At 63.5% G+C, this 24,653-nt stretch carries 23 protein-coding genes and 1 pseudogene; 15 read left to right on the forward strand and 9 right to left on the reverse strand.

The genetic code is table 11. From position 1 onward, the window contains the following. Positions 1-30: 30 nt before the first annotated feature. Together ACEN8U_RS02860 and ACEN8U_RS02865 are read right to left on the reverse strand one after the other, a co-directional pair. A complete protein-coding gene (locus tag ACEN8U_RS02860) occupies positions 31-690 on the reverse strand; it encodes a glutamine cyclotransferase (protein WP_310109807.1) in 660 nt (219 codons plus the stop codon). Between the two features lie 9 nt (positions 691-699). Then, positions 700-1,926 (reverse strand): helix-turn-helix domain-containing protein, encoded by a 1,227-nt coding sequence (locus ACEN8U_RS02865; RefSeq protein WP_310109805.1) that lies wholly within the window; start codon positions 1,924-1,926, stop codon positions 700-702. A gap of 123 nt (positions 1,927-2,049) precedes the next feature. On the opposite strand from ACEN8U_RS02865, the gene ACEN8U_RS02870 reads away from it, so the two are divergent. The 7 genes from ACEN8U_RS02870 to ACEN8U_RS02900 all read left to right on the forward strand — a co-directional run bounded on the left by ACEN8U_RS02870 (position 2,050) and on the right by ACEN8U_RS02900 (position 9,228). Then, a complete protein-coding gene (locus ACEN8U_RS02870; protein WP_310109804.1) occupies positions 2,050-2,817 on the forward strand; it encodes a DUF899 domain-containing protein in 768 nt (255 codons plus the stop codon). Positions 2,818-2,824: 7 nt separating this feature from the next. After that, positions 2,825-3,667, forward strand: a complete 843-nt coding sequence (locus tag ACEN8U_RS02875; protein ID WP_310109802.1) for a DUF2182 domain-containing protein — start codon at positions 2,825-2,827, stop codon at positions 3,665-3,667. 40 nt (positions 3,668-3,707) lie between these two features. Continuing rightward, the gene (locus ACEN8U_RS02880; RefSeq protein ID WP_310109801.1) at positions 3,708-4,217 is read left to right on the forward strand and encodes a DUF1697 domain-containing protein; all 510 of its coding nucleotides are present in this window, start codon (positions 3,708-3,710) and stop codon (positions 4,215-4,217) included. Between the two features lie 169 nt (positions 4,218-4,386). Then, positions 4,387-6,321, forward strand: a complete 1,935-nt coding sequence (locus tag ACEN8U_RS02885; protein WP_310109799.1) for a putative bifunctional diguanylate cyclase/phosphodiesterase — start codon at positions 4,387-4,389, stop codon at positions 6,319-6,321. 102 nt (positions 6,322-6,423) lie between these two features. Next, positions 6,424-6,843, forward strand: a complete 420-nt coding sequence (locus tag ACEN8U_RS02890) for a hypothetical protein (protein ID WP_310109797.1) — start codon at positions 6,424-6,426, stop codon at positions 6,841-6,843. Positions 6,844-6,958: 115 nt separating this feature from the next. Beyond that, positions 6,959-8,647, forward strand: coding sequence for a metallophosphoesterase family protein (locus ACEN8U_RS02895; RefSeq protein WP_310109796.1), 1,689 nt, complete (start codon positions 6,959-6,961; stop codon positions 8,645-8,647). 137 nt (positions 8,648-8,784) lie between these two features. After that, positions 8,785-9,228, forward strand: coding sequence for a hypothetical protein (locus ACEN8U_RS02900; RefSeq protein ID WP_013591123.1), 444 nt, complete (start codon positions 8,785-8,787; stop codon positions 9,226-9,228). Between the two features lie 68 nt (positions 9,229-9,296). Here ACEN8U_RS02900 and ACEN8U_RS02905 read toward each other — a convergent pair whose 3' ends face one another. The 3 genes from ACEN8U_RS02905 to ACEN8U_RS02915 all read right to left on the reverse strand — a co-directional run bounded on the left by ACEN8U_RS02905 (position 9,297) and on the right by ACEN8U_RS02915 (position 12,243). Next, positions 9,297-10,055: an enoyl-CoA hydratase gene (locus ACEN8U_RS02905; RefSeq protein ID WP_310109795.1), complete on the reverse strand. Its 759-nt coding sequence runs from the start codon at positions 10,053-10,055 to the stop codon at positions 9,297-9,299. Then, positions 10,052-11,227, reverse strand: coding sequence for a CoA transferase (locus ACEN8U_RS02910; protein WP_310109794.1), 1,176 nt, complete (start codon positions 11,225-11,227; stop codon positions 10,052-10,054). Before ACEN8U_RS02910 ends, ACEN8U_RS02905 begins: the two co-directional genes overlap by 4 nt. A 128-nt stretch (positions 11,228-11,355) precedes the next feature. Then, positions 11,356-12,243, reverse strand: a complete 888-nt coding sequence (locus ACEN8U_RS02915) for a LysR family transcriptional regulator (RefSeq protein WP_310109793.1) — start codon at positions 12,241-12,243, stop codon at positions 11,356-11,358. 296 nt (positions 12,244-12,539) lie between these two features. Here ACEN8U_RS02915 and ACEN8U_RS02920 point away from each other — a divergent pair, with 296 nt between their 5' ends. The 4 genes and pseudogenes from ACEN8U_RS02920 to galU all read left to right on the forward strand — a co-directional run bounded on the left by ACEN8U_RS02920 (position 12,540) and on the right by galU (position 16,725). Continuing rightward, positions 12,540-13,853 (forward strand): MFS transporter, encoded by a 1,314-nt coding sequence (locus tag ACEN8U_RS02920; RefSeq protein ID WP_310109790.1) that lies wholly within the window; start codon positions 12,540-12,542, stop codon positions 13,851-13,853. A 528-nt stretch (positions 13,854-14,381) separates the two neighbouring features. Continuing rightward, positions 14,382-14,774, forward strand: a pseudogene (locus ACEN8U_RS02925) (helix-turn-helix domain-containing protein); the annotation flags it as partial. After that, positions 14,767-15,681 carry a hypothetical protein gene (locus tag ACEN8U_RS02930; RefSeq protein WP_310109789.1) on the forward strand — a complete coding sequence of 305 codons (915 nt, stop codon included), beginning with the start codon at positions 14,767-14,769 and terminating at the stop codon, positions 15,679-15,681. The pseudogene ACEN8U_RS02925 and the gene ACEN8U_RS02930, both read left to right, overlap by 8 nt. 132 nt (positions 15,682-15,813) lie before the next feature. Continuing rightward, a complete protein-coding gene (gene galU, locus ACEN8U_RS02935) occupies positions 15,814-16,725 on the forward strand; it encodes a UTP--glucose-1-phosphate uridylyltransferase GalU (RefSeq protein ID WP_013591117.1) in 912 nt (303 codons plus the stop codon). 42 nt (positions 16,726-16,767) lie between these two features. On the opposite strand, the gene ACEN8U_RS02940 is transcribed toward galU, so the two are convergent. Continuing rightward, entirely contained in the window at positions 16,768-17,538 is a 771-nt protein-coding gene (locus tag ACEN8U_RS02940; protein ID WP_310109788.1) for a hypothetical protein, read from the reverse strand. Between the two features lie 346 nt (positions 17,539-17,884). Here ACEN8U_RS02940 and ACEN8U_RS02945 point away from each other — a divergent pair, with 346 nt between their 5' ends. Then, positions 17,885-18,178 carry a DUF1330 domain-containing protein gene (locus ACEN8U_RS02945; RefSeq protein WP_013591115.1) on the forward strand — a complete coding sequence of 98 codons (294 nt, stop codon included), beginning with the start codon at positions 17,885-17,887 and terminating at the stop codon, positions 18,176-18,178. Between the two features lie 92 nt (positions 18,179-18,270). Here the strand turns inward: ACEN8U_RS02945 and ACEN8U_RS02950 are convergent, their stop codons facing one another. The 3 genes from ACEN8U_RS02950 to ACEN8U_RS02960 all read right to left on the reverse strand — a co-directional run bounded on the left by ACEN8U_RS02950 (position 18,271) and on the right by ACEN8U_RS02960 (position 21,444). After that, positions 18,271-19,122, reverse strand: coding sequence for a carbohydrate ABC transporter permease (locus ACEN8U_RS02950; RefSeq protein WP_028361192.1), 852 nt, complete (start codon positions 19,120-19,122; stop codon positions 18,271-18,273). Further along, entirely contained in the window at positions 19,119-20,009 is an 891-nt protein-coding gene (locus tag ACEN8U_RS02955) for a carbohydrate ABC transporter permease (RefSeq protein ID WP_013591113.1), read from the reverse strand. The genes ACEN8U_RS02950 and ACEN8U_RS02955 overlap by 4 nt, the downstream gene beginning before the upstream one ends. A gap of 202 nt (positions 20,010-20,211) precedes the next feature. Beyond that, a complete protein-coding gene (locus ACEN8U_RS02960) occupies positions 20,212-21,444 on the reverse strand; it encodes a sugar ABC transporter substrate-binding protein (RefSeq protein WP_310109787.1) in 1,233 nt (410 codons plus the stop codon). A 289-nt stretch (positions 21,445-21,733) separates the two neighbouring features. Here ACEN8U_RS02960 and ACEN8U_RS02965 point away from each other — a divergent pair, with 289 nt between their 5' ends. The 3 genes from ACEN8U_RS02965 (at position 21,734) to ACEN8U_RS02975 (ending at position 24,541) form a co-directional block, all read left to right on the forward strand. Continuing rightward, the gene (locus ACEN8U_RS02965; RefSeq protein ID WP_310109785.1) at positions 21,734-22,507 is read left to right on the forward strand and encodes an SDR family oxidoreductase; all 774 of its coding nucleotides are present in this window, start codon (positions 21,734-21,736) and stop codon (positions 22,505-22,507) included. A 27-nt stretch (positions 22,508-22,534) separates the two neighbouring features. Beyond that, positions 22,535-23,617, forward strand: a complete 1,083-nt coding sequence (locus tag ACEN8U_RS02970) for a sn-glycerol-3-phosphate ABC transporter ATP-binding protein UgpC (protein ID WP_310109783.1) — start codon at positions 22,535-22,537, stop codon at positions 23,615-23,617. Positions 23,618-23,680: 63 nt separating this feature from the next. Next, positions 23,681-24,541: a MurR/RpiR family transcriptional regulator gene (locus ACEN8U_RS02975; RefSeq protein ID WP_310109781.1), complete on the forward strand. Its 861-nt coding sequence runs from the start codon at positions 23,681-23,683 to the stop codon at positions 24,539-24,541. The last annotated feature ends 112 nt before the right edge of the window (positions 24,542-24,653 follow it).

Consider the following 24,653-nt stretch of genomic DNA (forward strand, 5'->3'; position numbering starts at 1 on the left):
GCGCGATTTGCGGCCGGACGCGAATGCTGCCTATCTGACTTCGGCTTCGCCCGTCTCGCGTTGCGGACGTCGCACCGCGCGCACTTTGCCGCTATTGCCGCCGCCGCAGAAGAACTGCCCGCCGCCGTCCGATTCAAGACCCGACACGCCGACGCCCGCGGGCATCTCCAGGCTTTCCAGCACCTCGCCGGTACGCGGATCGATGTGCCGCAGCTCGCTCGCATCGTCTTCCCACGTGCCATGCCACAGCTCGCCGTCGACCCATGCGACGCCGGTCACGAAGCGATTCGACTGAAGGGTGGAGAGCACCGCGCCCGTCTGCGGATCGATCTGGTGGATCCTGCGCTCGCGATATTCGCCGACCCAGAGCGACCCTTCGGCCCACGCAAGTCCCGAAGCGCCCTCGCCGCCAGGCGCGGGAATGGTTGCCAGGATGCGGCCGCTGACCGGATCGATCTTGTGGATGCTGCCCCCGGCGATCTGAAACAGATGCTGGCCGTCGAAGGCCGTGCCTGCGTCGGCGGCGATGTCGATGGCGCGCAGCGTTTCGCCGCTCGCGGGATCGAACGCGTTCAGCGTCTTGCCGGCTGCGATCCAGACCTGCCGGCCGTCGTAAGTGACGCCGCCCACTTGCTGGACGCCGGGAAACGGGCCGTATTCACGGATGATGGTGGCGTTTGATTGGTTCATGCTGTCATCCTAATTGAGCGTAACCGGCGTGGGGAGTAACAAGGTTGTCGCGAATCCGGAGGCGGGCGGCGCGGTCCAGCGGCGCGCGCGTCCGTGGCCGAAAGACTGGGCCTTGCCCGCGGCCGCGAGCGAATCGAGCGCGCGTTGGACGGTGCGCTGGCTTGCGCCGAGCGCCAGCGCGAGCGCGGAACTCGACCACGACTCGCCATCGGCGAGAAGCGCGAGCATTGCCGCGTGCGCTTCGTCGACGGGCCGCGCGAGCAGCACAACCCGCTTGCCGCGATGCGGCGCCAACGCAAAGCCGCGCCGCGTCGCGCCGACATCGGCGAATGCGCGCAGCATCGTGCGCAGCCGCCCCATTTCGACGCGCAAGCGCGCGCGATGCGTGTCATCGGCATGCTTTGTCCTGAAAGCGCCCGCGATCAGCGTGTGGCGCGGCACATCGGCGGGCCACGCCTCTGCAAGCTGATAGGCGAGATTGAACAGCACCGGACGCCGTGTCAGCGAGACAACCGTTCCGCCCGTTTGCACGACGTGCCGGCACGCATCGACCACCAGCGCGTCCGACGCGAGCAAGGCTTCCACCTCGTCGAGCAGCAGGAGCCGCGCTTCGCCGCCCGCGATCAGACGCGCGGCGGGCAGTCTCAAGGTGTGCGAAGCATTGTCCACTTCGGCAATCAGCGCGGGAATACCGGCTTCATGCGCGGCATGCCTCGCCCGGGCAAACGCGACGCGCGCCGCGGCAGTCTGCAAACGCCGCAGCGCGACGCCCGCGGCGACCAGCTCGTGTGCGGCCCTGAGGGCGGGCGGCAGGGGTTCGGGGTCGAGTGCGCCGAGCAAGCGCTCGGCGTCGTCGATATGGCCGATCAGCACCAGCCGCCGGACCTCCAGATAGCCCGCATGCGCGGCGTTGGCGCGGTCGCCTGAGGCTTCGAGTGTCGCGCGTGCGTCGGCGAGCGTCTTGGCCGGCCACGCCAGATCGCGCGACGCGAGCGCGATTTCCGCTTCTGCGACGACGCACCGCGCGCGGGCGAGCGCGTGTCTTGCGCCGAACGCGCGCGCCGCGCTTCGCACGAGCGCTTTCGCCCGGATCAGATCGCCGAGCTGCGCCATCGCGATGCCTCGCAGCGCGAGCGCCGGCGCGTCGTCGCGCAACGCGACGCGCTTCAATGCGCCAAGCGGATCACCGGCTGCGAGCGCCTGCGCCGCGGCCTGAATCAGCGGATCCGTCTTCATCGAAATCGCGCCACACTTGTCACTCCCACCGTCAGGAATCCCGGTACTAATCTAGCACGACCGCTAACCAGTACGTCGTATCGAAACCCACCGAACGACGAAGCCAACCCGACGGAGAAAGCCATGGCCACGACACACACCACCGGAACCCGCGAGCAATGGCTCGCGGCGCGCCTCGATCTGCTGAAGGCGGAAAAGGAGCTGACGCGGCGCAGCGACGAACTGGCGCGGCGCCGCCAGGAACTGCCCTGGGTTCGCGTCGACAAGAGCTACCGGTTCGAGACCGAGGAAGGCAACGCGTCCCTCGCCGATCTGTTTGCGGGGCGCTCTCAGCTGCTCGTCTATCACTTCATGTTCGGGCCGGATTACAAGGCGGGTTGCCCGTCGTGCTCGTCGATTGCGGATGGCTTCGACGGATTCGCGGTTCATCTGGCGAATCACGACGTGCGGTTGATGGCGATATCGCGCGCGCCGCTCGCGAAACTTCAGGAATACAAGCGTCGCATGGGGTGGACGTTTCCGTGGGCGTCATCCGCGGGCAGCGACTTCAACTTCGACTTCAATATCTCGTTCACCGAGGCGCAGCAGCGCGAGGGCACCGTCGAATACAACTATCAGCGCGGGCACCATGCCATGGACGCCGTGCCGGCGCCCGAGCCCGTCGCGCAGTTCGCGGCGACCTGCGGAACGGACGCGTCCACCTACACGCGCGACCGGCCCGGGCTGAGCGCGTTCGTGCTCGAGGACGGCGCCGTGTATCACACGTATTCGACCTATGCGCGTGGACTGGACGGGCTGTGGGGCATGTACCAGTGGCTCGACCGTGCGCCGAAGGGGCGCAACGAGACGGGCATCTGGTGGCGTCGGCACGACGAATACGAAGAGCGCTGAGGGCGTGATGGACTGCGTGAGCTCAGGCGCATCCGGCAAGCCGGCAAGCAATGAGACCCGTGCGCGGGCCTGTTCGCGGGCGGCTTTCTACGGCGTGTGCGGCTTGCTGTTCGCCGTCAGCGCGGCAGCGACAATCGCGGCATGCATGGCCATGTCGGCGATGGGCGCGATGCCCCTGCCCGGCGGCTCCACGCTCTCGATGATGTGGATGCCCACCTGCGGGCGGACGTGGCTGCGCGTCGCGGCATCGTTCGTGGGCATGTGGCTCGTCATGATGATCGCGATGATGCTGCCTTCGTTGGCACCCGCGTTATGGCGCTATGGCGAAGCGCTCCGCGGTGCAGGGCACGCGCGAGTGGCATCGCTCACATGGCTTGCGGGCGCCGGTTATTTCGCCGTCTGGGGCCTGCTGGGTGCGACGGTGTTCGCACTCGGCGGGGCGTTCGCCGCGCTCCAGATGCGCATGCCGGCACTCTCGCATGCCGCCCCGGCGGTAGCCGGCATAATCGTGTTGCTCGCCGGTGCATTGCAATTGTCCGGGTGGAAGGCGCATTATCTCGGCTGCTGCCGAAGGGCGCCGCAATGCGGCCAACCTGCATTGCCGTCGCGTGCTAGTGCTGCATTGCGCTACGGTTTGGGCCTCGGCATGCATTGCTGCCTGTGCTGTGCGAGCCTGACCCTGGTGCTTGTCGTGACCGGCGCGATGAATCCGCTTGCGATGGCGCTGGCGGCGGCTGCCATGACGCTTGAACGCCTTGCGCCGCGCGGTCAGCTTGTTGCGCAAGGGGTGGGATGGTCGATCGTCGGCATGGGTGTGCTGATGACTGTGCGAGCCGCCGCGCTCGTATAAAGAACTGCTTCGCAAAACTGAATAAAACACCACGAGACCGATGACCCGATATATCGCTTTTCTGCGCGCCGTGAACGTCGGCGGCACCGGCAAGCTTCCCATGGCTGACTTGCGCGCCATGTGCGAGTCCCTCGGTTTTACTCAGGTCCGCACGTACATTGCGAGCGGCAACGTCGTGTTCGAAAGCAAGCTCAACGAGGCTTCGGTGAAGAGCCGGCTCGAGCGTTGTCTCGAGGAATACGCGGGCAAGCCGGTGGGCGTCGCGGTTCGCACGGGAGCGGAACTCGCACAGGTGCTGGCGGCCAATCCCTTCAAGTCGGCAGCGCCCAACCGGACCGTCGCGATTTTTCTCGACGCGCCCCCGCCTGCCGATGCACTCGCTCACGCGAGCGGCCAGCGCGACGAAGAAATGGCGCTCGGCGCACGCGAAATCTACGTGCATTACAACGACGGCATGGCGGATACGAAACTGAAAATCCCGGCCGCCAGGACCGGAACGGCACGCAACATGAATACGGTTGCGAAACTTGTCGAGATGGCGAACGAGTAGCACGCAGCTTTCGCGTCAAAATCAAGGGTTAACCTTAGGAAAGTCTGACATCTGCGAGCGTCGCTTGCCGCCACCGCCTGGCGGAATTAACCTTTTGACCAACGTTTACGTAATAATCAGCCCGCACGCTGCCGGATTCGATCCACCCACCATTAAAAATGCGTAGGTCATGGCTTTTAGCGAACCAAGGTCTCCATTTTTCAGGTGGATCGTCTCTTCCGCTCAGAACCTGAGCGCCGAAAACCGCCAGATACTCCTCGCCAATCTTTTCACGCGCACCGCGTCGATTGTCTTCGCGTCCATCTGCGAAATCAGCGTCTGCGCGACCGCTTACTATCTGCACCCCAGCCTGCTGTACGCCACGTGGACGGGCGCCGTGGTCGCGCTGCTGTTCGTGCGTCTTGCGCTGATCTGGCTGTGCCGCCACCGCAGTGCGCAGAATCTGCCTACGCCCACCGCGGCGTTCCTGTTTGCGAGCATTCTGTGGAGCGCGTTATTCGGGTTCGGCGCGCTGCTCTGCAATATCAGCGCAGACGCGACGCTTTTTCTGCTCGGCAATGTGTGCGCGGTAGGCGTTGTCGGCGGCCTGGCGGGACGCAATGCGGCCACGCCGCGGCTCGTGATGCTGCAAATCGGCTTCATTCTCGGTTTGCTCGGCCTTGGCGCCGCGCTGTCGCCCGGTTCGGGGAAACTCGTGCTGCTGTTTCAGGCGCCGTTTTGCGCAGCGGGTTTTCTGACCGTGGCGCTGCGCAGCAATCGCGACACCGTGGCGCTGCTGCTCGCACGCGAAAGCAGTCAGCGGCTCGCACATCACGACAGCCTGACGGGCCTGCCGAACCGGGCGCGCATCAACGAGCTGCTGCTCGCACGCACGGCGGCCGGCGCTGCGCAACGCGACGGATTGTTCGCTGTTCTACTGATCGACCTGGACGGCTTCAAGGCGATCAACGATAGTCTCGGCCATGCCGCGGGCGACCAGATTCTGCAGGAAGCCGCGGTTCGGTTGCGTGAAGTGATGCCGGCCACCGACATCGTCGGACGCCTTGCAGGCGATGAATTCGTGGTCATTTCGGAAGCGCCCGAACCGTCGCGCGATGTGCGCCTGCTCGCGGACAGCATCGTCAAGACGCTGGCGCGGCCATTCTCGTTGAGCGAAGCGCTCGTGCATATCGGCGCCAGCGTGGGCGTGGCGCTGTATCCCGAGCATGCGTCGACCGGGCCGCAACTGCTCATCTGCGCCGACCGTGCGCTGTACGCGGTCAAGCGCAGCGGCAAGAGCGCCTACGCCATTTTCGATGCCGAGCAGCATGTCTCCGACGAAAGCCTGAGCCTGCTGCGCAGCGACCTGGAAGGCGCGTTGCGCACGTTCGGCGGACTGCGCATGGAGTACCAGCCGATTGTGGATCTCGCGAGCGGCGCCGTAACCGGCCGCGAAGCGCTGATTCGCTGGACGCATCCGACGCGCGGCGAACTCTCCCCGTCCGCGTTCATTCCCACCGCGGAACGCACCGGACTGATACTCGCGCTCGGCGAGTGGGCGCTGCTGCAGTCGTGCAAGGAAGCGGTCATGTGGCGTGACAAGGTGCCGGTTGCCGTCAACGTGTCGCCGGTGCAACTGCGCGAGGAGACGTTTGCTTCCATCGTGGCGGGCGTGCTGCGCAAGACGCGCCTGCCGCCCGAGCGCCTGAACATCGAAGTGACGGAGACCGTGCTGCTGAACGACGACATCGTGACGCGGCGCAATATTTCGCGGCTGCGTGCGTTGGGCATCGGCCTCGCGCTCGACGATTTCGGCACCGGCTTTTCGACAATGTCCACGCTCGTGCGCTTTACGTTCGACAAGCTGAAAATCGACAGCTCGTTCGTCAAGGAGTCCGTGCACCGGCGCGAGTCCGCCGCGGTGGTGCGAGGGATCGTTGCATTGGCGCGCGAGATCGGCATGCCGACCACGGCCGAGGGTATCGAAACCGAGGAGCAACTGGATTTCGTGCGGCGCTCCGGTTGCACGCATGCCCAAGGCTTCCTGCTCGGCCGACCCGTGCAAGGCAGCGAAATTGCACGTATCGACGAAAGGCTGTCTGCGCAGTCCTTGAACCAGGCGTAAGCGGCCGGCCGCTTCGTCTTGATGCCCGCCCTTGCTGATGCCGCTTTCACATGAAAGAGCGTTTGTGCGCGGGCGCCGTTTTCATCGAACCGCGAGGCATAAGTGGACTCGACACTGAAATTTCAGCTCCGGCTCACCGTGTCGGAAGAACTTGCGAACGCGCTGCGCGCCGATTCTTCGGGCGACGCGCAGGTGAGGCTTGCGCAAGTCTTACATCGGCATGATGCGACGGTGAAATGCCAGTACGACGCTTTTGCGGACTACGTGAGCGAAGCCGAGCGATTCGGCATCGACAGGTACCCGCTTTATGAGTGGACGCGCGACACGATCGCTCATCCCGCCAAGCAAGCCAAGTACCTGCGATCGTTCACGGTGTACGTGAAGGGCGAACAGATCTACGACAAGCAGGTGGCCGATGCCATGGAGAACGAACTATTGAAGCTCGTCGGCGAACACGGCATTGAAAGCGTTTCGAAGTTCGACACGAATCCCGCCAACAGCCCACAGCCGCCAACGCATTAGTGCCGGCCGTCCGCAAGAGTGTATTGGCGATGTGCCTTTTCATTCAACTGTCACCGTTTCGCGACTAGGATCACGGGTCAAAAGCCGCCTGTCCTCCCTACCCACAAACACAGACATGTCGAATACAAAAAACGCTAAGGCCTCGCCAGCCGATCAGGGCGCTTCCATCGTTTCGCGTCGCGGGTTTCTGAAGTTTGCCGGCGCATCCGGTCTTGCTACCGCCGCCAATGCGCTGTCGACGGCGCGCGCCGCGAGCAGCACGCCGGACGGCACGCCCGAACAGGTTCACCTGACGTGGGGCAACGATCCGTCGAGTGAAGTGACGGTGTCGTGGGCGTCGCTCGCGGCCGCCGTGAAGCCGCATCTGCGCATTGGCCGCACGGGCGACGCGAAGCACGTCGTGCATGGTGTGCAAACCACCTACACGGACGGCCTGAACGGCGAAGTCGTGTTCAACTACCACGCACGCCTGCGCGATCTCAAGCCCGACACTCGCTACGAATACGAAATCACGGCCGAGAACGACAGCAACGCGGCGCAGCCCTTTAGCGGCAGCTTCCGCACAGCGCCGCGCGGCCGCGCGCCGTTTCGCTTCACGAGTTATGGCGACCTCGCCACACCGAACACCGGCTGGGTGTTGTCGTCGCCGCAAAGCCGCTTCGCGGTGCAGGCAGTCGAGCGCTTTCAGCCGCTGTTCCATCTGCTCAACGGCGACCTGTGCTATGCGAATCTGAACCCGACGCACCAGCCTGACGTGTGGCGCGATTTCGGCAACAACTGTCAGACATCGGCGGCGAATCGTCCATGGATGCCGTGCCCCGGCAACCACGAAATCGAATTCCATAATGGCGAGCAAGGCTTCGCGTCGTATCTCGCGCGCTATACGCTGCCGGAAAATCACACGCGTTTTCCGGGCCGCTGGTATAGCTTCCGTGTGAGCTCCGTGCTGTTTATTTCGCTCGATGCCGACGACGTCGTCTACCAGGACGCCGCCGCCTTCGTGGCCGGACCGAATCCGCTCGTGCCGGCCGCGAGCACCGGCAATCCGCCGATCCAGCCGGGGACCTCCTTCTATGTGCGCGGCTACAGCGGCGGCGAGCAGACCCGCTGGCTCGAAAAGACCTTGCGCCACGCGGCCGAAGACGACGACATCGACTGGATCGTCGTGCAGATGCATCAGGACGCGCTGAGCTCGTCAAAGACAGGGAACGGTTCAGACAAGGGCATTCGCGAGGCGTGGCTGCCGCTCTTCGACCGCTACGGCGTGGACCTCGTGCTGTGCGGCCACGATCACGACTACGAGCGCAGCTACCCCGTGCGCGGCTGCAATCATCACAAGGGCACCGACATCGCAACCGGCCACCCGGTCGATACCTTGCAGCCGAAGCCGGTGATGTCGGCAATCTCGGCGGGCGCGTCGACCTTCGACACGAGCCAGGGCACGATCCACCTGATTCTCGGCGGCGGCGGCACGAGTGCGCCGCTCGACGTCTATGGTGTCGACGCCGGCACCGGCCTGCCGCAAGCGCGTATCTTCACGCGGCCCAATCGTCCGATGCCGGGCACGACGGCGGGCACCTTCGTCCGGGCAAGCGCCGATGCCGTCGAAGACGCGATCTGGTCCGCGCAACGCGACACCGGCACGGGCTACGGCATCGCCGTGTTCGATCATGACCCGGGCCAGGCCGGCGGCGAAACCACCATCACGATGAACTACTACCATGCGCCCGGTGCCGATCAGACGCCGACTGCCAACTACGAACTGTTCGAAACCATCCAGCTGAAGAAGAAGCGCAAGCGCTGAGCCGCGGACAGTAAAAGGTAAAAATGACGGCGCCATCATTTGTTACACGTCTTACCGGTAAGGCGTGCCGTAGTTACAGGATGCTTTCATGCCACCGGTTATACTCGGCGCCGTCTCATAAAAAACACAGACCTTTTATGTCCAGAAAAATCCTCCAGATTGTGGCTGTTGCAGCGCTCGCGAGCGCGGCGTCGTTGTCGGCGGTGGCCGGCGACATGAACAACGCGCTGGGCGGCGCGCTCGGTGGCGTCGCGGGTGCGGCACTGGGTGGCGCGGTCGGCGGCAGCACGGGCGCCGTGATCGGTGGCGCCGTGGGCGGCGGGGCGGGCGGCGCGGTGACGTCGAATCGCCGCGAGCGCACGGGCGCGATTATCGGCGGCGCGCTGGGCGGCGGCGCGGGCACGGCGGCAGGCAATGCAATGGGCGGCCGCGGCGGCGGCCTCGTGGGCGCAGCGTTGGGCGGCGGCGCAGGCGCGGCGCTCGGCGGCAACATCTCGCGCTCGAATTCGTATGCCGACGACTACTCGCGCGGCTATCGGTCGGGCGGCAAGAAGCATCATAAGCACCGGCATTACGATTGAGTGATGCGTGACGAGAAGGCGCCGCAGTTGCGGCGCTTTTTTTGCGCATTACCAGTGGTGCTCTACCGTCACGTCTTCGAAGAACTAAACGCCACCACCGCTTCCCTGAAGCGGCTGCTGCCATATACCGCTTCGATCAGATCCTCGTCGTCGAGCCGCTGTTCGACCACGATGCGGCGCAGGCTTTCCTTCACCGCCTGCTGCGTGACCAGCGACAGCGCTATCAACCGTTGCGCGAGCGCATGTGCCGCGTCCTCCAGCGCCTCGCACGCGCAGATCTCGTGCACATATCCGCATGCGAGCGCTTCGTCCGCGCTCAGGTAGTCCGCGAGCATGAGCATCTTCTTGACGCGCGGCGTGCCGAACGCCGCCTGAAGCCGCGCGATGTTGCGCGAAGACAGCGTGTTCGACAGCGTCTTTGCAATCGGCGCGCCGAAACGCGACGCGTCGGTACAAACGCGAAAATCGCAGGCAGTGGCGAGCGCGAGACCGCCGCCCACGGCCCAGCCGTCGATCACGGCGATGGTCGGTACCGCAATTCGTTCGACGGTGTCGATCACGCGCTCGACAAACGCTTCATACGCGACGCCATCGCGACCGTCGCGGAAGTCCCTGAAATAGCCGATGTCCGTGCCGGAAATGAAAGACTTGCCGCCGGCCCCGCGCAGCAGCACGCAGCGCACCCCGCTGTTTGCTTCGCACTGCGCAATGTGCGCGAGCAGCGACTCGTACATGGCGAGCGTCATCGCGTTGTGCCGCTCGGGTCTGTCGATCAGGATTTCCGCCGCGCCCGAGGCATGAACGGTGAGGCGAACCGGTTCGCTCATGACGCACCTCCATTGATCTCCGCGAAAATTTCGTCGTTATGCTCGCCAAGCAGCGGAGGGTGGCGCCGCACAGTCGGTGGCGTGCCGAGCAGTTTGACCGGGAAGCCGATGTTCTTCACGGTGCCCTCGTTCGGATGCTCGATCTCCATGCACATGTTGCGATGCCGCGCGTGCTCGCTCGCAAATGCTTCGGGGTACGAAAGAATCGGTCCCGCGGGAATGCCGGCAGCGAGCAGCACTTCGACCCACTCCGCGCTGTCGCGTTTGCCGAATTCCTGCTCCAGCACCTCGATCATCGCCTCGCGATTTTTCAGGCGCAGCGCGACACTCGCGTAATCGGCGTGATCGATGAGATCGCGGCGATCGAGCACTTCGCACAACCTCGTCCACAGCTTCTGATTGGTCGCACCCATGACGAAGTACCCGTCGCGGGCCTTGACGGCCTGATAGGGCGCGCTCATCTTGTTGCTCGTGCCGAGCGGCGTGGGCGGCACGCCTGTGCCCCAATAGTCGGACATGTCCCAGATCGAGAACGCCATGATCGAGTCGAACAACGACGCGTCGATATGCTGGCCTTCTCCGCTTCGCTGCGCGCCGATATAGGCCGACAGCACGCCGTACACGGCAAAGAGCGCGCAACCGATATCCGCGACGGGCACGCCGGCTTTCACCGGTTTGCCGCCCTTATAGCCGGTCACGCTCATCACGCCCGACATGGCTTGGGCCATCAGGTCGAAGCCCGGCCGCGACGCCCATGGCCCGCTTTGTCCGAAGCCCGAAATGCTTGCATAAACGATCTTCGGATTGATCGCCTTGATGGACTCGTAGTCGATCCGCAAACGCTGCACGACGCCGGGCCGATAGTTCTCGACGATGACGTCCGCTGTTTTGGCGAGCTTGTAGAACATTTCGCGCCCTTCGTCGCTTTTCAGGTCCAGCGTGACCGAGCGCTTGTTGCGGTTGAGGTTCAGAAAACCCATGCTGTCGGGGCCCTTCATCTTGAAGCCCATCGAGCTGCGCGTCTGGTCGCCCTCGGGCGGTTCGACCTTGATGACGTCTGCGCCCAGGTCCGCGAGCATCATGCAGGCGAACGGACCTGCCATGACCTGGCTCACGTCGAGCACGCGTATGCCTTGCAGCGGTAGTGGCGGTAGTTGCGGTGATTGCGCCATGGGGCCTTCTCCTCGATCGGGTGACTCGTGTCGTGGCTCCACTGTCGCCGAGTGCGAGGGCGCGCCGCAAGAATCGCCGCGTCATGGCTGGTTTCGCGGTTCGCGAAACCGCGGTGCGTGGGGTCGCGCTAGCCGCCTGCCAGCAGCTCAGCGACGACATTGCGCAGCGTCTCTTCCTGCGCGTGTCCTTCGACGCAGGACAACACGTAACTGCGCCTTGACCAGTCTCCGTCGAGTTCAGTCGACGCAAGCGCTCCCTCAGGATGGAAGCTCTGCAAGACATCAGGCGGCATGAGTCCGACGCCGAGTCCGTGACGCACCATCGCCAGCATGGTGTCGAAGCCGGTCACCGTGAAATTGTTCGGAAAGAGCCGGCCGCGGCTGCGATACGCGCGCTCCACGGCCGACAGCACCGCCGAGCCCCTGCCGAGGCTCACAATGGGAACATCGAGAATATCGTCGATGCCGACGGGCCCCTTGCCGAATTCGAAATGCGTTCGGCTATACACCAGCACGAGGCGATCTTCGCGGTAAGCGGCTTTGTCGAGATCGAGAAAACCGCTTTTCTTCTCGTAGATGCCGACGTCGATCACTCTGTCGCGCAGCAGCTGCTGGACGATCTTGCTGTTTTCTTCGACGATCTTGAGCGCGATGCGTGGGTACTTGCGCTGGATCGCGGCGATCTCGCGGGCCAGAAACTGGATCACGACAGCCTTCGGGGCGCCGATGATGATGCGACCTTCGAGGCCGTGATTGAGCGCCTGCGCGTCGCCTTCCATGCGGTCTATCAGGTTGTCGATCTGCCGAACGTATTCCACCAGCCTGGCGCCCGACTCGGTCAGCTCCGCGCCGTGCGGCACGCGCCGGAAAAGCTTCGCGCCGAGTTGCTCCTCGATGTCCGACACGCGCCGCGACGCAGCCGCGACGGCCAGGCTGAGCTTGTCGGCGGCTCGCGAGATGCTGCCTTCTTCCGCAATCGCAAGAATAAGCCGGACGGTGGTCGTGTCGAATTTCACTTCGTCTCCGTGGGTATGGAATCAGGCATCAAACAAGTATCAACGACGAACCGGCGCCTGCATTGCCCGATAGTGTAGTGCGCCGCGCGCGGCGGCTCGACCTGGCGATGCATGGGCGCACGTCCCGCCACGATAACGAAAACGCTATCGCCCCATGCAGTTTCGACATTGGAGGTCTCGCGTTCCGGTCCGTACACTTGTCGTTCAGTACATGCATACAAGTGCCGCGTTACGCTGCACCGTGCATGTCCGCAACGACGAATGGCCCTGCATGGCCATCTGGACGGAGACACGATTTGGACAAGCCCACTGGTTCGCTCACGGCCGCCGCAGTGCAGCCCAGACGCCTAAACTTCCGCTGGCACGTGCTCATCTGGCTGCTGATCGGCGGGATGATCAACTACATGGACCGTGCGAGTCTTTCCATCGCCGCGCCGGGCATGATTCAGGACCTCGGTCTCACTCGCACGCAAATCGGTCTGCTGGGCAGTGTGTTTGCATGGACCTATGCGGTGATGCAATTGCCGGCCGGCTGGGTGATCGACCGCTTCGGCGCAAAGCGCGCCTACGCGCTCGCGATGATCTGGTGGAGCGTGGCGACGTGGCTCACCGGCGTGGTGGGTTCCATTTCCGGCTTGCTCGTGATGCGTGCCCTGCTTGCTGTCGGCGAGGCGCCGTGCTGGCCGACCTCCGCGAAAATCACCGCTGCATGGTTTCCGGCGAAAGAGCGCGGCTTCGCAACCGGTGTGTGGGATTCGTCGTCCAAGTGGGGACCCGCGATTGCGCCCGTGGTGCTTGTCGCGCTGATGGTCGCGTTCGGCTGGCGCTCGCTTTTTCACGTGACGGGCGCATTCGGCATCGCATTCGCGCTGCTGTTCCTGATGTTGTATCGCAATCCGGTGGACAGCAAGCGTCTTTCGAACGACGAGCGCGAGTACATTGAAGCGGGCGGCGGCGGTCATGAACGATCGCTCGTCCATTCCTCGCTGCGCTGGCGTTCGCTGTTCGCGCGACGCAGTGTGTGGGGCATGATTCTCGGCTACTTCTGCACAATCTGGCTGTGGAATATTTTCCTCGTGTTCCTGCCGCTCTATTTGCTCGACCGCTTTCATATTTCATTCGCGCAGCTTGGCGTCTATGCCGGTATCCCGTGGGCCGGCGGCGCGCTCGGCGAGATTGCAGTCGGCTATCTGGCGAAGAAAATGGTCGATCGCCAGTTCGCTTCGCCTATTGCCGCGAAGCGTCTGCTGATTGCATGTTGCGCGGTGGGTGCCGCCGTGTGCGCAATCGCGCTGCCGTTCACGCAATCGTTCAATGTGACGCTCGCACTGTTCACGGTAGGCCTCGCTTTCGTCGCGGCTGTTGTGGGTTCCGCGTGGGCGCTTGCGGCAGACATCGCGCCTTCGTCGATGATCGCCTCGGTCAGCGCGATCCAGAACTTCGGCGGCTATTTTGGCGGCGCGTTTTCGCCGGTCGTTGCCGGGTTCATCGTGGACCGTACCGGGTCATACGCGCTTGCCTTTATTTCAGGCGGCGCGATTGCCGGATGCGCCGCGCTGTTTTACTGGTTCATGGCGCGCAAGCCGATTGTCGAGGACGCCGCTGCGTAAGCGGCATAAAAAAAAGCCTGCCGCCCGAGGGAACGGCAGGCCGAAAGTCGAGGGACGGGGTAGTCCTGAAATAGCGATCCCTCGAAGACCGAAGCGGAGTGTAGTCGCGCGGGAGCACCGGTTGCCGACGCGCGGCTGTTTTGCCCAAGCTCTTGGCCGAACGCGACAATCGCGCCGCATAAAAGCTTCGCAATACAGATGAATGTGCGCCGGCTACCCGCCGGGCAATCGGCGCCTTTGCAGCCTACGCCTTCATCACGTCTTCCACGCGAGCGCCAACCGGCGCGCATAGCGTAGCGTTCCGTCAATTCAATTTCCCCGCACCCGTCACGAGCGCGCTTGGTCGCATCCGCCAATAGCTGGATGCAATCGGACACCTTCAAATTGAGCGTGAAATGAAGCGCCTATGATGCACCGCAGAAAAAGCGGATTTCGCCATGTTGCGGGGGCAGCCATATGAATTGTGCGTGCGATCTACTCTGGACCGGAACAGCGGCGCCGATGCGCGCGAGCATCGAAACGCCGGGGGCGCAAGCGAGCGAGCCGATTCGCGCAGCGGCGGAGCAGTTGCGCGTAGGCGTGGAAGGGCGCGTCTCGATTGCTGCGGTCGCGCGTGCGGCGGCGATGAGCGAGCGCAACTTTCTGCGGCGCTTCAGAAAGGAAATCGGTGTAACGCCGACGGAATTCGTTCTGCGTTTGCGGCTGGAAAAAGCCTGCCACATGCTGATTCAAACGGAGTTGCCCGCCGACAAGATCGCGCGGCGCACCGGTCTGAGCAGCGGCGACCGGCTCGCGAAGCTCTTCAGGCAGCATCTCGCTATATCGCCCACCGGCTATCGGAACGCGGAGCGTCAGCGTCTCGCTGCCATCGCGTTGTCGACACCGCAAGAGCTTGCGGAACGCGAGGGCCACGATGACTGATCTGCATCGTCTGCTGAAGGACGCCCAACTCGCGTCGCTCCTCAACCGCCTCGGTGTGCGCCCCGGCGAATCGCGCGACGGTGCGATGCCGCTGTGCCTCGTCGCATCCATCTTCAACGTGCGGCAGATCGAGGCGGCGTACGAGCGTGCACTCGGCGCCACCGTGCGGCGCGCGGTGCTGGAACGCGCGCGTCAGCTCGTGGCTGTGGAAGGCGGCATGGTCGCGCGCAGCGGCGATCACATTCTGTTTGCGTTCGACGCCGGTTCGCCGGCCGAGTCGCTGAGCGGCGCATTGCCGATGCGCGAAGCGGGTTTGCCGGACCGCATCGTCGAGGCGCTCGGCGGCGCTCCCGTGTATGGAGAGAGCGGAACCGTTTATCCGGCTATTTCCGTGCGCATCGCAGGCTATGGCGATGGACCCTTCGACATCGACGCGATCGGAGCGGCTTCGCTTGCGCCGGGACGACTGCCGGGCTGGCGCGAGCAGTACCACGGCGACATGGCCACCGCCATCGCGCTGTTTCGCGCGATGGACGAGGGACGGCTCGCGCTCGAACTCACGCCGCTACGTGAAGGGCTGGATGCCCAGGTCACGACCTATTGTGCGCTTGCATTGACCGAGCGGACGGGCGGTAAGACGAGGCCGCTGGGCATTGCGCTGGAGGCCGTCGAACGGCTTGGCCTGACGCGCCGTCTCGACAGATGGGTCGTCAGCAGCCTGCGCGAGCGGCTCGTGCTGGATCCGTCGCTCAAGGTGAAGCTGAACACGTCGATTGACGGCATGCCGCCCGAAGCGTGGCGGCTGCGCGTCATGAACGCGTTGCTGCTGTCGCCCGACACGGCTGGGCGCGTGAGCATCGACGCGGCTCATGCGGCGGCATCGCCGACCCAGCGCGGCGCCGCCTGATAGCTTGCGGCGCGGCCGCGAGGGCGCGCGCCGGATTCGATTCGAGCGCATTTCGCATCTGCTGGCGCGAGGCAAATCTGCTGCAAGCGGCGCGAATTCGCAGACATTCAATGGTCTATTGCGGGGTGCAACATGTTGAAAGTGACGAAGGCCGTCTTTCCGGTGGCGGGGTTGGGCACGCGGTTTCTTCCTGCAACGAAGGCAAGTCCGAAAGAGATGCTGCCGGTTGTCGACAAACCGCTGATTCAATATGCAGTGGAAGAAGCGATTGCCGCGGGCATCACCGAAATGATCTTCGTGACCGGCCGAAGCAAACGGGCGATTGAAGACCACTTCGACAAGTCGTATGAGATCGAGGCGGAACTCGAAGCACGCGGCAAGCAGAAGCTGCTGGAGCTCGTGCGCGGCATTAAACCGGCCAACGTCGACTGCTTTTATGTGCGTCAGGCCGATGCGCTCGGCCTCGGCCATGCGGTGCTATGCGCGGAGAAGCTGGTGGGCAATCAGCCGTTCGCCGTCATTCTCGCCGACGACCTGTTGCACGGCGAGCCGCCCGTGCTGACGCAAATGGTCGACGTGTTCAATCATTACCACAGCTCGGTCATCGGCGTGGAAAGCATTGCGCGCGAGCACAGCAGTTCATATGGCGTGGTAGGTGGACGCGAATGGGACGACGGCTTGCTGAAGGTGTCGACGATCGTCGAGAAGCCTGCACCGAAAGATGCGCCGTCCAATCTCGGCGTGGTGGGGCGCTATATCCTCACGCCGGCGATTTTCCGGCATATTCGCAACCTGTCGCCGGGGGCGGGCGGCGAATATCAGCTCACCGATGCATTGCAATCGCTGCTCGCGGACGAGCAGGTGCTCGCGCACCGTTACGCGGGCACACGCTTCGATTGCGGCAGCAAGCTCGGCTACCTGAAGGCGACCGTGGAGTTCGCGTTACGGCATCCAGAAGTCGCAGAGGCATTCGATGCGTATCTGCGCGAGCAGCTGGCATCGAGAATGCAGTTCCCCGATGCCGTGGATATGGCCGCTGCGTGACGCAGTCCGCGGCAAGCGCGGCGGTTGCGTCGGCGGTTACGTCTATTGCGTGCCCGGCTGCTTTTGCGTGCCGGACGCGGGCGCCACGCGCGCGGACTCCTTGACGAGTTGATCGGTCATCGCGGCCGCGACGGGATTCGAGCTGCGGCGATTCAGGTCGACGGGATCGGTCGGCGGCGGCGGGGGCAACGAAGGATCGAGTTTCGCCGACTCGCGCACCAGCAACTCCGTCATCAATGCGCCAACCTCGTTGGAACCGTGGCGGCGCAGATCCTCGTGGCCGCGCGAGTCGTCGGCGTGCTGCGTGGTTTTCGACCTCGCGTAGGAGCGTTGGGGCTGTGCCTGCTGCTGCGCTTGCACTTGCGCCTGTTGCTGCTGCTGCATGGGCTGCTGCGCCGCCGCTTGCGGAACTTGCGAAAGCGGCGCCTGCGTTTGCATATCCGCGGCGGGCATATTCGCGAGGTTCGCGGCAGGAGCCGCTGGTGCCGCCGGCATGGCCGGCATCGCAGGCTGGGGCACTGCCATCGGCGCCGAAGACGGCGACGGCCGTACATCCACGCGGCTCACCTTCGTGCCGTTTTGAGCGTTGCCGTTGTTCGCGTTCGCAGACGTCTCGGGCGACCCGGGACGAACGATGCTGCCCGCGATCACATGCGTTTCGGCGGGGCGGGAATCGACGACGTCAGGCGCTGTGAGCGCCGCCTCGGGCGCAGCCGCCGACTTCTTTTCCTCGCGCGGATAGAGTAAATAGGCGCAGATCACCAGGTCCGCCAGCACGAGGCCGACGATCAGCGTCTTTCCGGTATTGGTCATATCTGAAACTGAAGCTTCTTCGAAAGGCACACGTCCATGATAAACGACGACTCGTTGCCTTACCGTGAACGCGACTCGGTGCGTTTTAAACACGAACGGTCGATCATCGACACATCGCGTGGATCGTACGGAGAGTTTCTATACAACTCGGCGGTTTGTCACTCGCCGAGGCTCAGCGTTTTGGGCCATCTTTTCCGGCCGCGTGGCGCGATTTGACGAATCGAACCTGCGTATGGGCCGGTTCGGGCGATGGACCCTCGCTTCGATAGGGCCGCGAGGGCCACAACTAGGCGCTGCGCAATCTCTGTTACGCTCCTGACTCATCATCAACCAGGAGGAGCGTCACATGAGCAAGGGGTATTGGGTAACCACGTATCGCAAGATCAACGACCCGTCGAAGCTGGCGGCCTACGGTCAGTTGGCGGCTCCCGCAGTGGCGGCCGCGGGCGGCAAGTTCATCGTGCGCGGCGTGGCGGACGAGGTTCGCGAGCACGGCATCAAGGAGCGGACGGTGGTGATCGAATTTCCGTCGTATGAAGAGGCAGTCGCCGCCTACGATAGCGACGACTACAAGAAAGCGCTTGCGGCGCTGGGCGACGCCGTCGAGCGCGATTTGCGGATTGTCCGCGGCGCGGAATAAGGCTTCGGGAGTTCAGCGCGGCGCGCGTCGACCTCGCTCGCCATGCATGACCGCGCTGAGGCAGCCAGACATCAGCGCGGCCCCGCTCAAGCCTATTTGACGGCCCCGAGCGCGAGGCCTTTCACCAGATACCGCTGCAACCACGCGAACACGACGGACACCGGCAACGTGGCGCACAGCGTGGCGGCCATCACCAGATGCCACTCCACCACGTATTTGCCGGCGACCATATCGGTCACCTGGACGGTCAGCGTCTTGTTTTCCGGCGAGCGGATCAGCGTGTACACCACGGCAAATTCATTCCACGCGTTGATGAACGTGAAGATCGCCGTGACGACAATCGCGGGTACGGCAAGCGGCAGGAACACCTTGAAAACGGCTCTCGCGCGTCCGCATCCTTCGAGCCACGCTGACTCTTCTAGATCGCGCGGCACTGTTTGAAAATACGAGGACAGCATCCACACGGCGAACGCGATATTGAAGGCCGCATACGAGACGATCACGCCGATTTTCGAATCGACGAGATTACCGTCGCCATAAGGAATCATCGCAGCAAGCCGGAACAGGCCGACCACGAGCAGGATAGGCGAGAGCATCTGCGTGACGAGCAGAAACTGGCGGTAGGGCCCGCGTCCGCGAAACGGGAAGCGCGCCAATGCGTAAGCGGCGGGCAAGCTCACCGCGAGTGCAAGCAACGTCGACAGCAAGCTGATGACGGTGCTGTTGCGCAGCGCCACGCCGAAGTTCGCGGCCTGCCACATATCGACAAAGTTGTTCCACTGCCAATGCACCGGCAGCCAGCGCGCCGGATACACAAAAATCTCCGAAGCGGGCTTCAATGCAGTGAAGAGCATGACCGCAAACGGGAACAGCACGACCACCACCAGCGGCGACAACGCGAGCCAGCACCACAGCGAGCGTTGGGCTTTCGTGCTGAGCGTCATGACGGCTCTCCTTCTTTTGCCGGCTGCAGGCGCAGATACGCCATCGAGAAAACGAACAGCATGACGAGCATGATGAGCGACACGGCGGCTGCTTCGCCGGGTCGTCCGAGCCGGAAGCCGAGTTCGTAGAGGTAAGTCACGAGAATATGCGTGCTGTTGTCCGGGCCGCCTTGCGTCATCACCCAGATAATCGGGAACGAGTTGAACACGTAGATCACGTTCAACAATATGGCCATATTGATGAAGGGCCGCAGCAACGGCAGCGTCAGCTTGCGAAACTGCTGCCACGCGCTCGCACCGTCAATGCGCGCCGCTTCGTAAATGTCGCCCGGCACAGAAGAGAGCCCGCCGAGCAGAATGGTGACGGTAAACGGAATCGACACGAGGATGCCCACGGCGATTTCGACCGGGAACGCGAGCTCGGGAGTAGCGAGCCAGTGAATCGGGCCGCCAATGAGGCCGAGGCGTTGCAGCGTGACGTTGACCATGCCGTAGTCGTCGTTGAAAGCCCAGCGCCAGACCACCGCTGTCATGGTCAGCGAAACGGACCACGGCAGCATGACGATGGTTCGCGCAATGCCGCGTCCGTAAAAGTCCTGATTCAGTACCAGCGCGACTGGCACCGAGATGACGACGGTGCCGCCCACCACGAAGACCGTCCACACAATCGTGCGGCGCGCAGCCGCGAGAAACGTGGGGTCGCCGAAAATCGAGTAGAAGTTCTGCAAGCCGGTGAAATCGCGAATCGCGCCGAAGCGCGATACCTCATGCAGCGATTGCCACACGATATTGAAAATCGGATAGCTGATGATAAACAGCGCCAGCACCAGGCTCGGTGCAATCAGTAACCACGGCGCTTGCAGACGTGAAGAGGCGGAACGGCTCATACGTGCTCGATCGTGAGGCGCGCCCGCATGAAGCTTGCGAGCGCGCCGGAATGGGCCGGATTGTCGGGAGCGGCCAGCGTGAAGGTCGGAAAGGGCCGGAAAGGGCCGGAAAGCGCGCCGCGCTTTTTGCAAAGGCGGCAATCGCAACGAGGCGGCGCGCTTCCTGTCCAGCGGATCACCGCAAGTTCGCCGTGTCGGCCGCTTAGTGGCCCAGCGACTTGTTGGCTTGTGCGGCGGCCGCGTTCAGTGCATCGGCCGGCTTTGCCTTGCCCAGATAGATGGACTGCATGGCGTCGGTGACGGCTTTCGCGGTATCTTCCCAACCCGTCACAGTCGGTGCAAAGCGCGCCGTAGGCAGCAGTGCGACAAATGCTTTGGTGTCCGGATCATTGAACGCCGGGTCCGAAGATTCCGCCTTGGTGGTCGGCAGGAAGCCTTCCGTTGTCGTGAATTCGACGCGCGGTTCCTTCGTGAACAGATAGTCGAGGAACTTCCACGCAGACTTCTTCACCTTCGAATTCTTGAACATCACGATCGAATCGGTGACCGCGTAGGTGGCGTGTGTGGTGCCCATCGGAATCGGATCGATGCCGTACTTGAGGTTGGGCGCTTCCTTCTTGATCTGCTTGGCGAGGAACGGCGCGGAAATCATCATCGCCACGCGGCCTTGCTTGAAGAGGTTCTGCACGTCCTCGCGGCTATAGCCGGTCACGCCCGGCTGCGTGAGGCCCTGATCGATCAGCGATTTGTACAGCGTGGCCGCTTTCACGCCCGCCGCCGAGTTAAAGGCCGCCTTGTTGTCCTTGCCGACCACCTCGCCGCCGTTGGTCCACAGTGCATAGTAAAAGTAGACGTCCGTTTCGATTTCCTTGCCCTGCAGACCGAAGCCGGCAATGCCCTGCGCCTTCAGCTTCTTCGACGCTTCGATGACGTCGTTCCACGTTTTCGGGCCGTCCGGATAGCCGGCCTTGGCGAGCAGATCCTTGTTGTAGTACAGCGCCCGCGCGGACGCGGCAATCGGCAAGCCATAGACCTTCCCGTTGATCTCGCCCGGCGCGAGGAACGGACCGATGAAGCGTCCCTTGAAGTTCGCGTCCATATAGCCGTCGAGCGGCTCGGCCACGTCGTCCTTCACGAAGTCGAGCAGCCAGCGTGTGCCCACAATCGCGAGGTCGGCATTGGCGTTGCCGGAAATGTCCGTTTGCAGCTTCTGTTGCAACGTGTCCCAGTTCACATCTTCGATCTTGATGGTGGTGCCGGGATTGGCCTTCTCGAAGTTGCGAGCCATCTTTTCGAAGTACGGCGCGGTGGCATCGCTGTAATGCGCGACGGTCACGCGGACCGTGTCGGCCCGAGCCGCCACGGCGATACCTGCAAACGCGAGCGCCACGGCGACTTTGCCGAGCGCGAGGGAAGCACGGGCATGCAACGACATTTCTCTCTCCTCAATGGGTCCGCTGCCGTCGCCGGCCGCCGGGGTTGCGTTGTTGGTTGAATTGTTTGAAAAAATCCTACACGGCTAAAAATGCCTTGTCACGTAGGGTCTGCGATATTTTTTATTGCCCGGGTTTGTGCATAAGATGCCTGTAAAACAGGCGTATTCTCGGCGTGGCTAAGCAACCGGTTACCCACTATTCGGGATACCGAACATGATGCGCCGCACGGTTGTGTAAGAAATTTTCACGGTCTGCGAAGACGCATGTCGGCCTGAAAGCGAGGGAAAAATGAATCGAGTCGTATTGGTCACGGGCGCCTGCGGCGGTATCGGCAGCGTGTTATGCAAGCGTTTCGTCGTGCAAGGCGATACGGTGCTGGCGCTCGACATCGACGCGTCCGCGCTCGAGCGCCTTTCGAAGCAACTCGGCGAAACGCAGGTCACGCCGCTGGTTGCCGATCTCGGCGACGCCGCCGCGGTGCAGCAAGCCGTGGCCGCCGCGGTGGCAAAACGCGGACCGGTGGACGTACTGGTCGCAAACGCGGGCGCAGCCGAAGGCCTGACGCTTGCCACGACCGACGCCGCCAGCTGGCAGCGCGACATTCATCTGAACCTGAACGGCACGTACCACACGGTCGAAGCCGTACGCGCGTCGATGGTCGAACGCCAGCAGGGCGCGCTCGTGCTGATTGGCTCCGTGAACGGCATGGCCGCGCTCGGGCATCCTGCATACAGCGCGGCAAAAGCGGGCTTGATCAGTTACACGAAGGCGCTCGCGCTCGAACTCGGCCGCCATGGCATTCGCGCGAATATCGTGTGCCCGGGCACCGTGAAGACGCAGGCATGGCAAGCGCGCGTGGACAAGAACCCCCAGGTCTTCGAAGATCTGAAAAAGTGGTACCCGTTGCGCGATTTCGCCACACCCGACGATATCGCCGACGCCGTGCTCTTTCTCGCCTCGCCGATGGCGCGCGTGATCACCGGCGTCGCGTTGCCCGTGGACGGCGGCCTGATGGCCGGCAACCGTCTGATGGCGCAAGAGCTGACGCTCGAATCGCTTTGATCCAAACCCGCAGACGATGAGGACAGCATGGCAACAGTGCAACTGAGCGGCATCTTCAAGCGCTACGGCGATACGCAGGTGGTGCATGGCATCGACCTTCACATCGACGACGGCGAGTTCGTCGTGTTAGTCGGCCCGTCGGGCTGCGGCAAGAGCACGCTGATGCGAATGGTGGCGGGGCTCGAGGAAATCAGCGGCGGTGATCTGATGATCGGCGGAACGCGCGCGAACACGCTTGCGCCGCAGCAGCGCAACATCTCGATGGTGTTTCAGAGCTACGCGCTCTATCCGCATCTGTCGGTCTACGAAAATATCGCCTTCGGTCCGCGCATTCGTAAGGAGTCCCCCGCGAATTTCAAGCCGCGAATCGAGGCTGCCGCAAAGATGCTCAATCTCGGCGGCTACCTCGACCGTTTGCCGCGTGCCTTGTCGGGCGGTCAGAGGCAGCGCGTGGCGATGGGGCGCGCGGTGGTGCGCGAGCCATCGCTATTTTTGTTCGACGAGCCGCTCTCCAACCTCGACGCGAAATTGCGCGTGCAGATGCGCACGGAAATCAAGGCGCTGCATCAGCGCCTGAAAAACACGGTGATTTACGTGACGCACGATCAGATCGAAGCGATGACGATGGCCGATCGCATCGTCGTGATGAACGCGGGTCGGATTGAACAGATTGGACGCCCGCTCGAGCTGTACGACCGTCCGGCGAATCTGTTTGTCGCGAGCTTTCTCGGCTCGCCGTCGATGAATTTCGCCGAAGGCGTCGTGGTGAACCGTGCTCAAGGCTCGGGGCTCGCGTTGAAACTCGCGGACGGCGGTGAGATCGCGCTGGAAGGCGCACCGGCTTCGGCCACGGCTGGCGCGAAGGTCACGCTAGGCGTGCGGCCCGAGCACATCGAAACGGTCACGCAGACGCCCGACGCGGCGATGGAAGTCGAAGTCATCGAGCCGACTGGCGCGGAGACGCATTTGTACGGGAAAATAGGCGGCAACACGTGGTGCGTGACGACGCGTCAACGCTCGAACCTCGAGCCCGGCGAGCGTATCGCGCTGCATTTGCCGGCTCGTCACATCCACCTGTTCGATACGGAGAGTGGACGCAGACTGGCCTGAGCCGCGTGTTGCCGATTGAAGCTGCGAGCGACGCGGATTCATTTAACCCTCAAGGAACACCGGGTGTCCGCACCGAATCTGATTCCCCACATCCGCAGCGCACTCGCCAGTTTGCGGCCCGCCGAACGCAAGGTCGCCGACATGGTGCTGAACGACGTCGACTTTGCCATGCGCGCGAGCATCACCGAACTCGCGCAGCGTGCGGACGTCTCCGAGCCTTCGGTCACGCGTTTTTGCCGGGCCATCGGCGCGCATGGTCTGCGCGACTTCAAGATGCAGCTCGCACAGAGCGTGGCGGGCGGATTGCCGTATGCGTCGGCTGCCATTGCGCGCGGCGACGACGTGCAAACGCTGATGGACAAAGTGGGCGAAGCCGCCGTCGAGGGCATCACGCACGCGCGCGGCGCGCTGGATCCGGCGGTGGTCGAGAGCGCGATTGCGGCGCTCTCGGGGGCGCGGCGTGTGTTCTTTTTCGGCGTCGGGTCAGGCTCCGGCCTCGTCGCGCAAGATGCGGCGTTGCGGTTTTTGCGCCTCGACATCGCGTCCACCGCTTTTACCGACGCGCACCTTCAACGTCTCTACGCCGGCATGATGGAGCCCGGCGACGTGGCCTTCGCGATTTCGCATTCGGGGCGCAGCGTCGAAGTGAACGAGAGTATTCAGATCGCGAAGGAACGCGGCGCCACCACCATCGCGCTCACCAATGTGGGCTCGCGCCTCGCGTGGCTCGTGGATATACCGCTGCTGCTGCGCGTGCCGAGTCCCATTGATCCGAATACGCCGGGCGTGTCGCGGCTCGTGCACCTTTGCATCATGGACGCGCTCGCCATCGGCGTCGCGCTCAAAGCGGGGCCGAAGACGCTGGAGAAGATGCGGCACGCGAAGGCAAGGTTGTCCTCGCACGAGCCGCAGACGGGCGATTAAGGGCTGGCTTCGTCGGCGAAGGCTTCAGCGATCGCGTGCACAATCGCCACGCCGCCCGCATCAGTTTCGATTATTTGTCCGCCAAAACGATTACAAAACGCCGTTTCCAAGA

This window comes from Paraburkholderia phenoliruptrix, from assembly GCF_047325075.1.
GTDB lineage: Bacteria > Pseudomonadota > Gammaproteobacteria > Burkholderiales > Burkholderiaceae > Paraburkholderia > Paraburkholderia phenoliruptrix.

Bases quoted from the DNA above. Each gene is read 5' to 3' on its own strand.
- ACEN8U_RS02970 (WP_310109783.1), top strand. From the start codon at position 22,535: ATGGCAACAGTGCAACTGAGCGGCATCTTCAAGCGCTACGGCGATACG.
- ACEN8U_RS02965 (WP_310109785.1), top strand. From the start codon at position 21,734: ATGAATCGAGTCGTATTGGTCACGGGCGCCTGCGGCGGTATCGGCAGC.
- ACEN8U_RS02880 (WP_310109801.1), top strand. From the start codon at position 3,708: ATGACCCGATATATCGCTTTTCTGCGCGCCGTGAACGTCGGCGGCACC.
- ACEN8U_RS02875 (WP_310109802.1), top strand. From the start codon at position 2,825: ATGGACTGCGTGAGCTCAGGCGCATCCGGCAAGCCGGCAAGCAATGAG.
- ACEN8U_RS02895 (WP_310109796.1), top strand. From the start codon at position 6,959: ATGTCGAATACAAAAAACGCTAAGGCCTCGCCAGCCGATCAGGGCGCT.
- galU (WP_013591117.1), top strand. From the start codon at position 15,814: ATGTTGAAAGTGACGAAGGCCGTCTTTCCGGTGGCGGGGTTGGGCACG.
- ACEN8U_RS02885 (WP_310109799.1), top strand. From the start codon at position 4,387: ATGGCTTTTAGCGAACCAAGGTCTCCATTTTTCAGGTGGATCGTCTCT.
- ACEN8U_RS02865 (WP_310109805.1), bottom strand. From the start codon at position 1,926: ATGAAGACGGATCCGCTGATTCAGGCCGCGGCGCAGGCGCTCGCAGCC.
- ACEN8U_RS02950 (WP_028361192.1), bottom strand. From the start codon at position 19,122: ATGACGCTCAGCACGAAAGCCCAACGCTCGCTGTGGTGCTGGCTCGCG.
- ACEN8U_RS02930 (WP_310109789.1), top strand. From the start codon at position 14,767: ATGACTGATCTGCATCGTCTGCTGAAGGACGCCCAACTCGCGTCGCTC.
- ACEN8U_RS02960 (WP_310109787.1), bottom strand. From the start codon at position 21,444: ATGTCGTTGCATGCCCGTGCTTCCCTCGCGCTCGGCAAAGTCGCCGTG.
- ACEN8U_RS02900 (WP_013591123.1), top strand. From the start codon at position 8,785: ATGTCCAGAAAAATCCTCCAGATTGTGGCTGTTGCAGCGCTCGCGAGC.
- ACEN8U_RS02910 (WP_310109794.1), bottom strand. From the start codon at position 11,227: ATGGCGCAATCACCGCAACTACCGCCACTACCGCTGCAAGGCATACGC.
- ACEN8U_RS02870 (WP_310109804.1), top strand. From the start codon at position 2,050: ATGGCCACGACACACACCACCGGAACCCGCGAGCAATGGCTCGCGGCG.
- ACEN8U_RS02945 (WP_013591115.1), top strand. From the start codon at position 17,885: ATGAGCAAGGGGTATTGGGTAACCACGTATCGCAAGATCAACGACCCG.
- ACEN8U_RS02955 (WP_013591113.1), bottom strand. From the start codon at position 20,009: ATGAGCCGTTCCGCCTCTTCACGTCTGCAAGCGCCGTGGTTACTGATT.
- ACEN8U_RS02905 (WP_310109795.1), bottom strand. From the start codon at position 10,055: ATGAGCGAACCGGTTCGCCTCACCGTTCATGCCTCGGGCGCGGCGGAA.
- ACEN8U_RS02940 (WP_310109788.1), bottom strand. From the start codon at position 17,538: ATGACCAATACCGGAAAGACGCTGATCGTCGGCCTCGTGCTGGCGGAC.
- ACEN8U_RS02860 (WP_310109807.1), bottom strand. From the start codon at position 690: ATGAACCAATCAAACGCCACCATCATCCGTGAATACGGCCCGTTTCCC.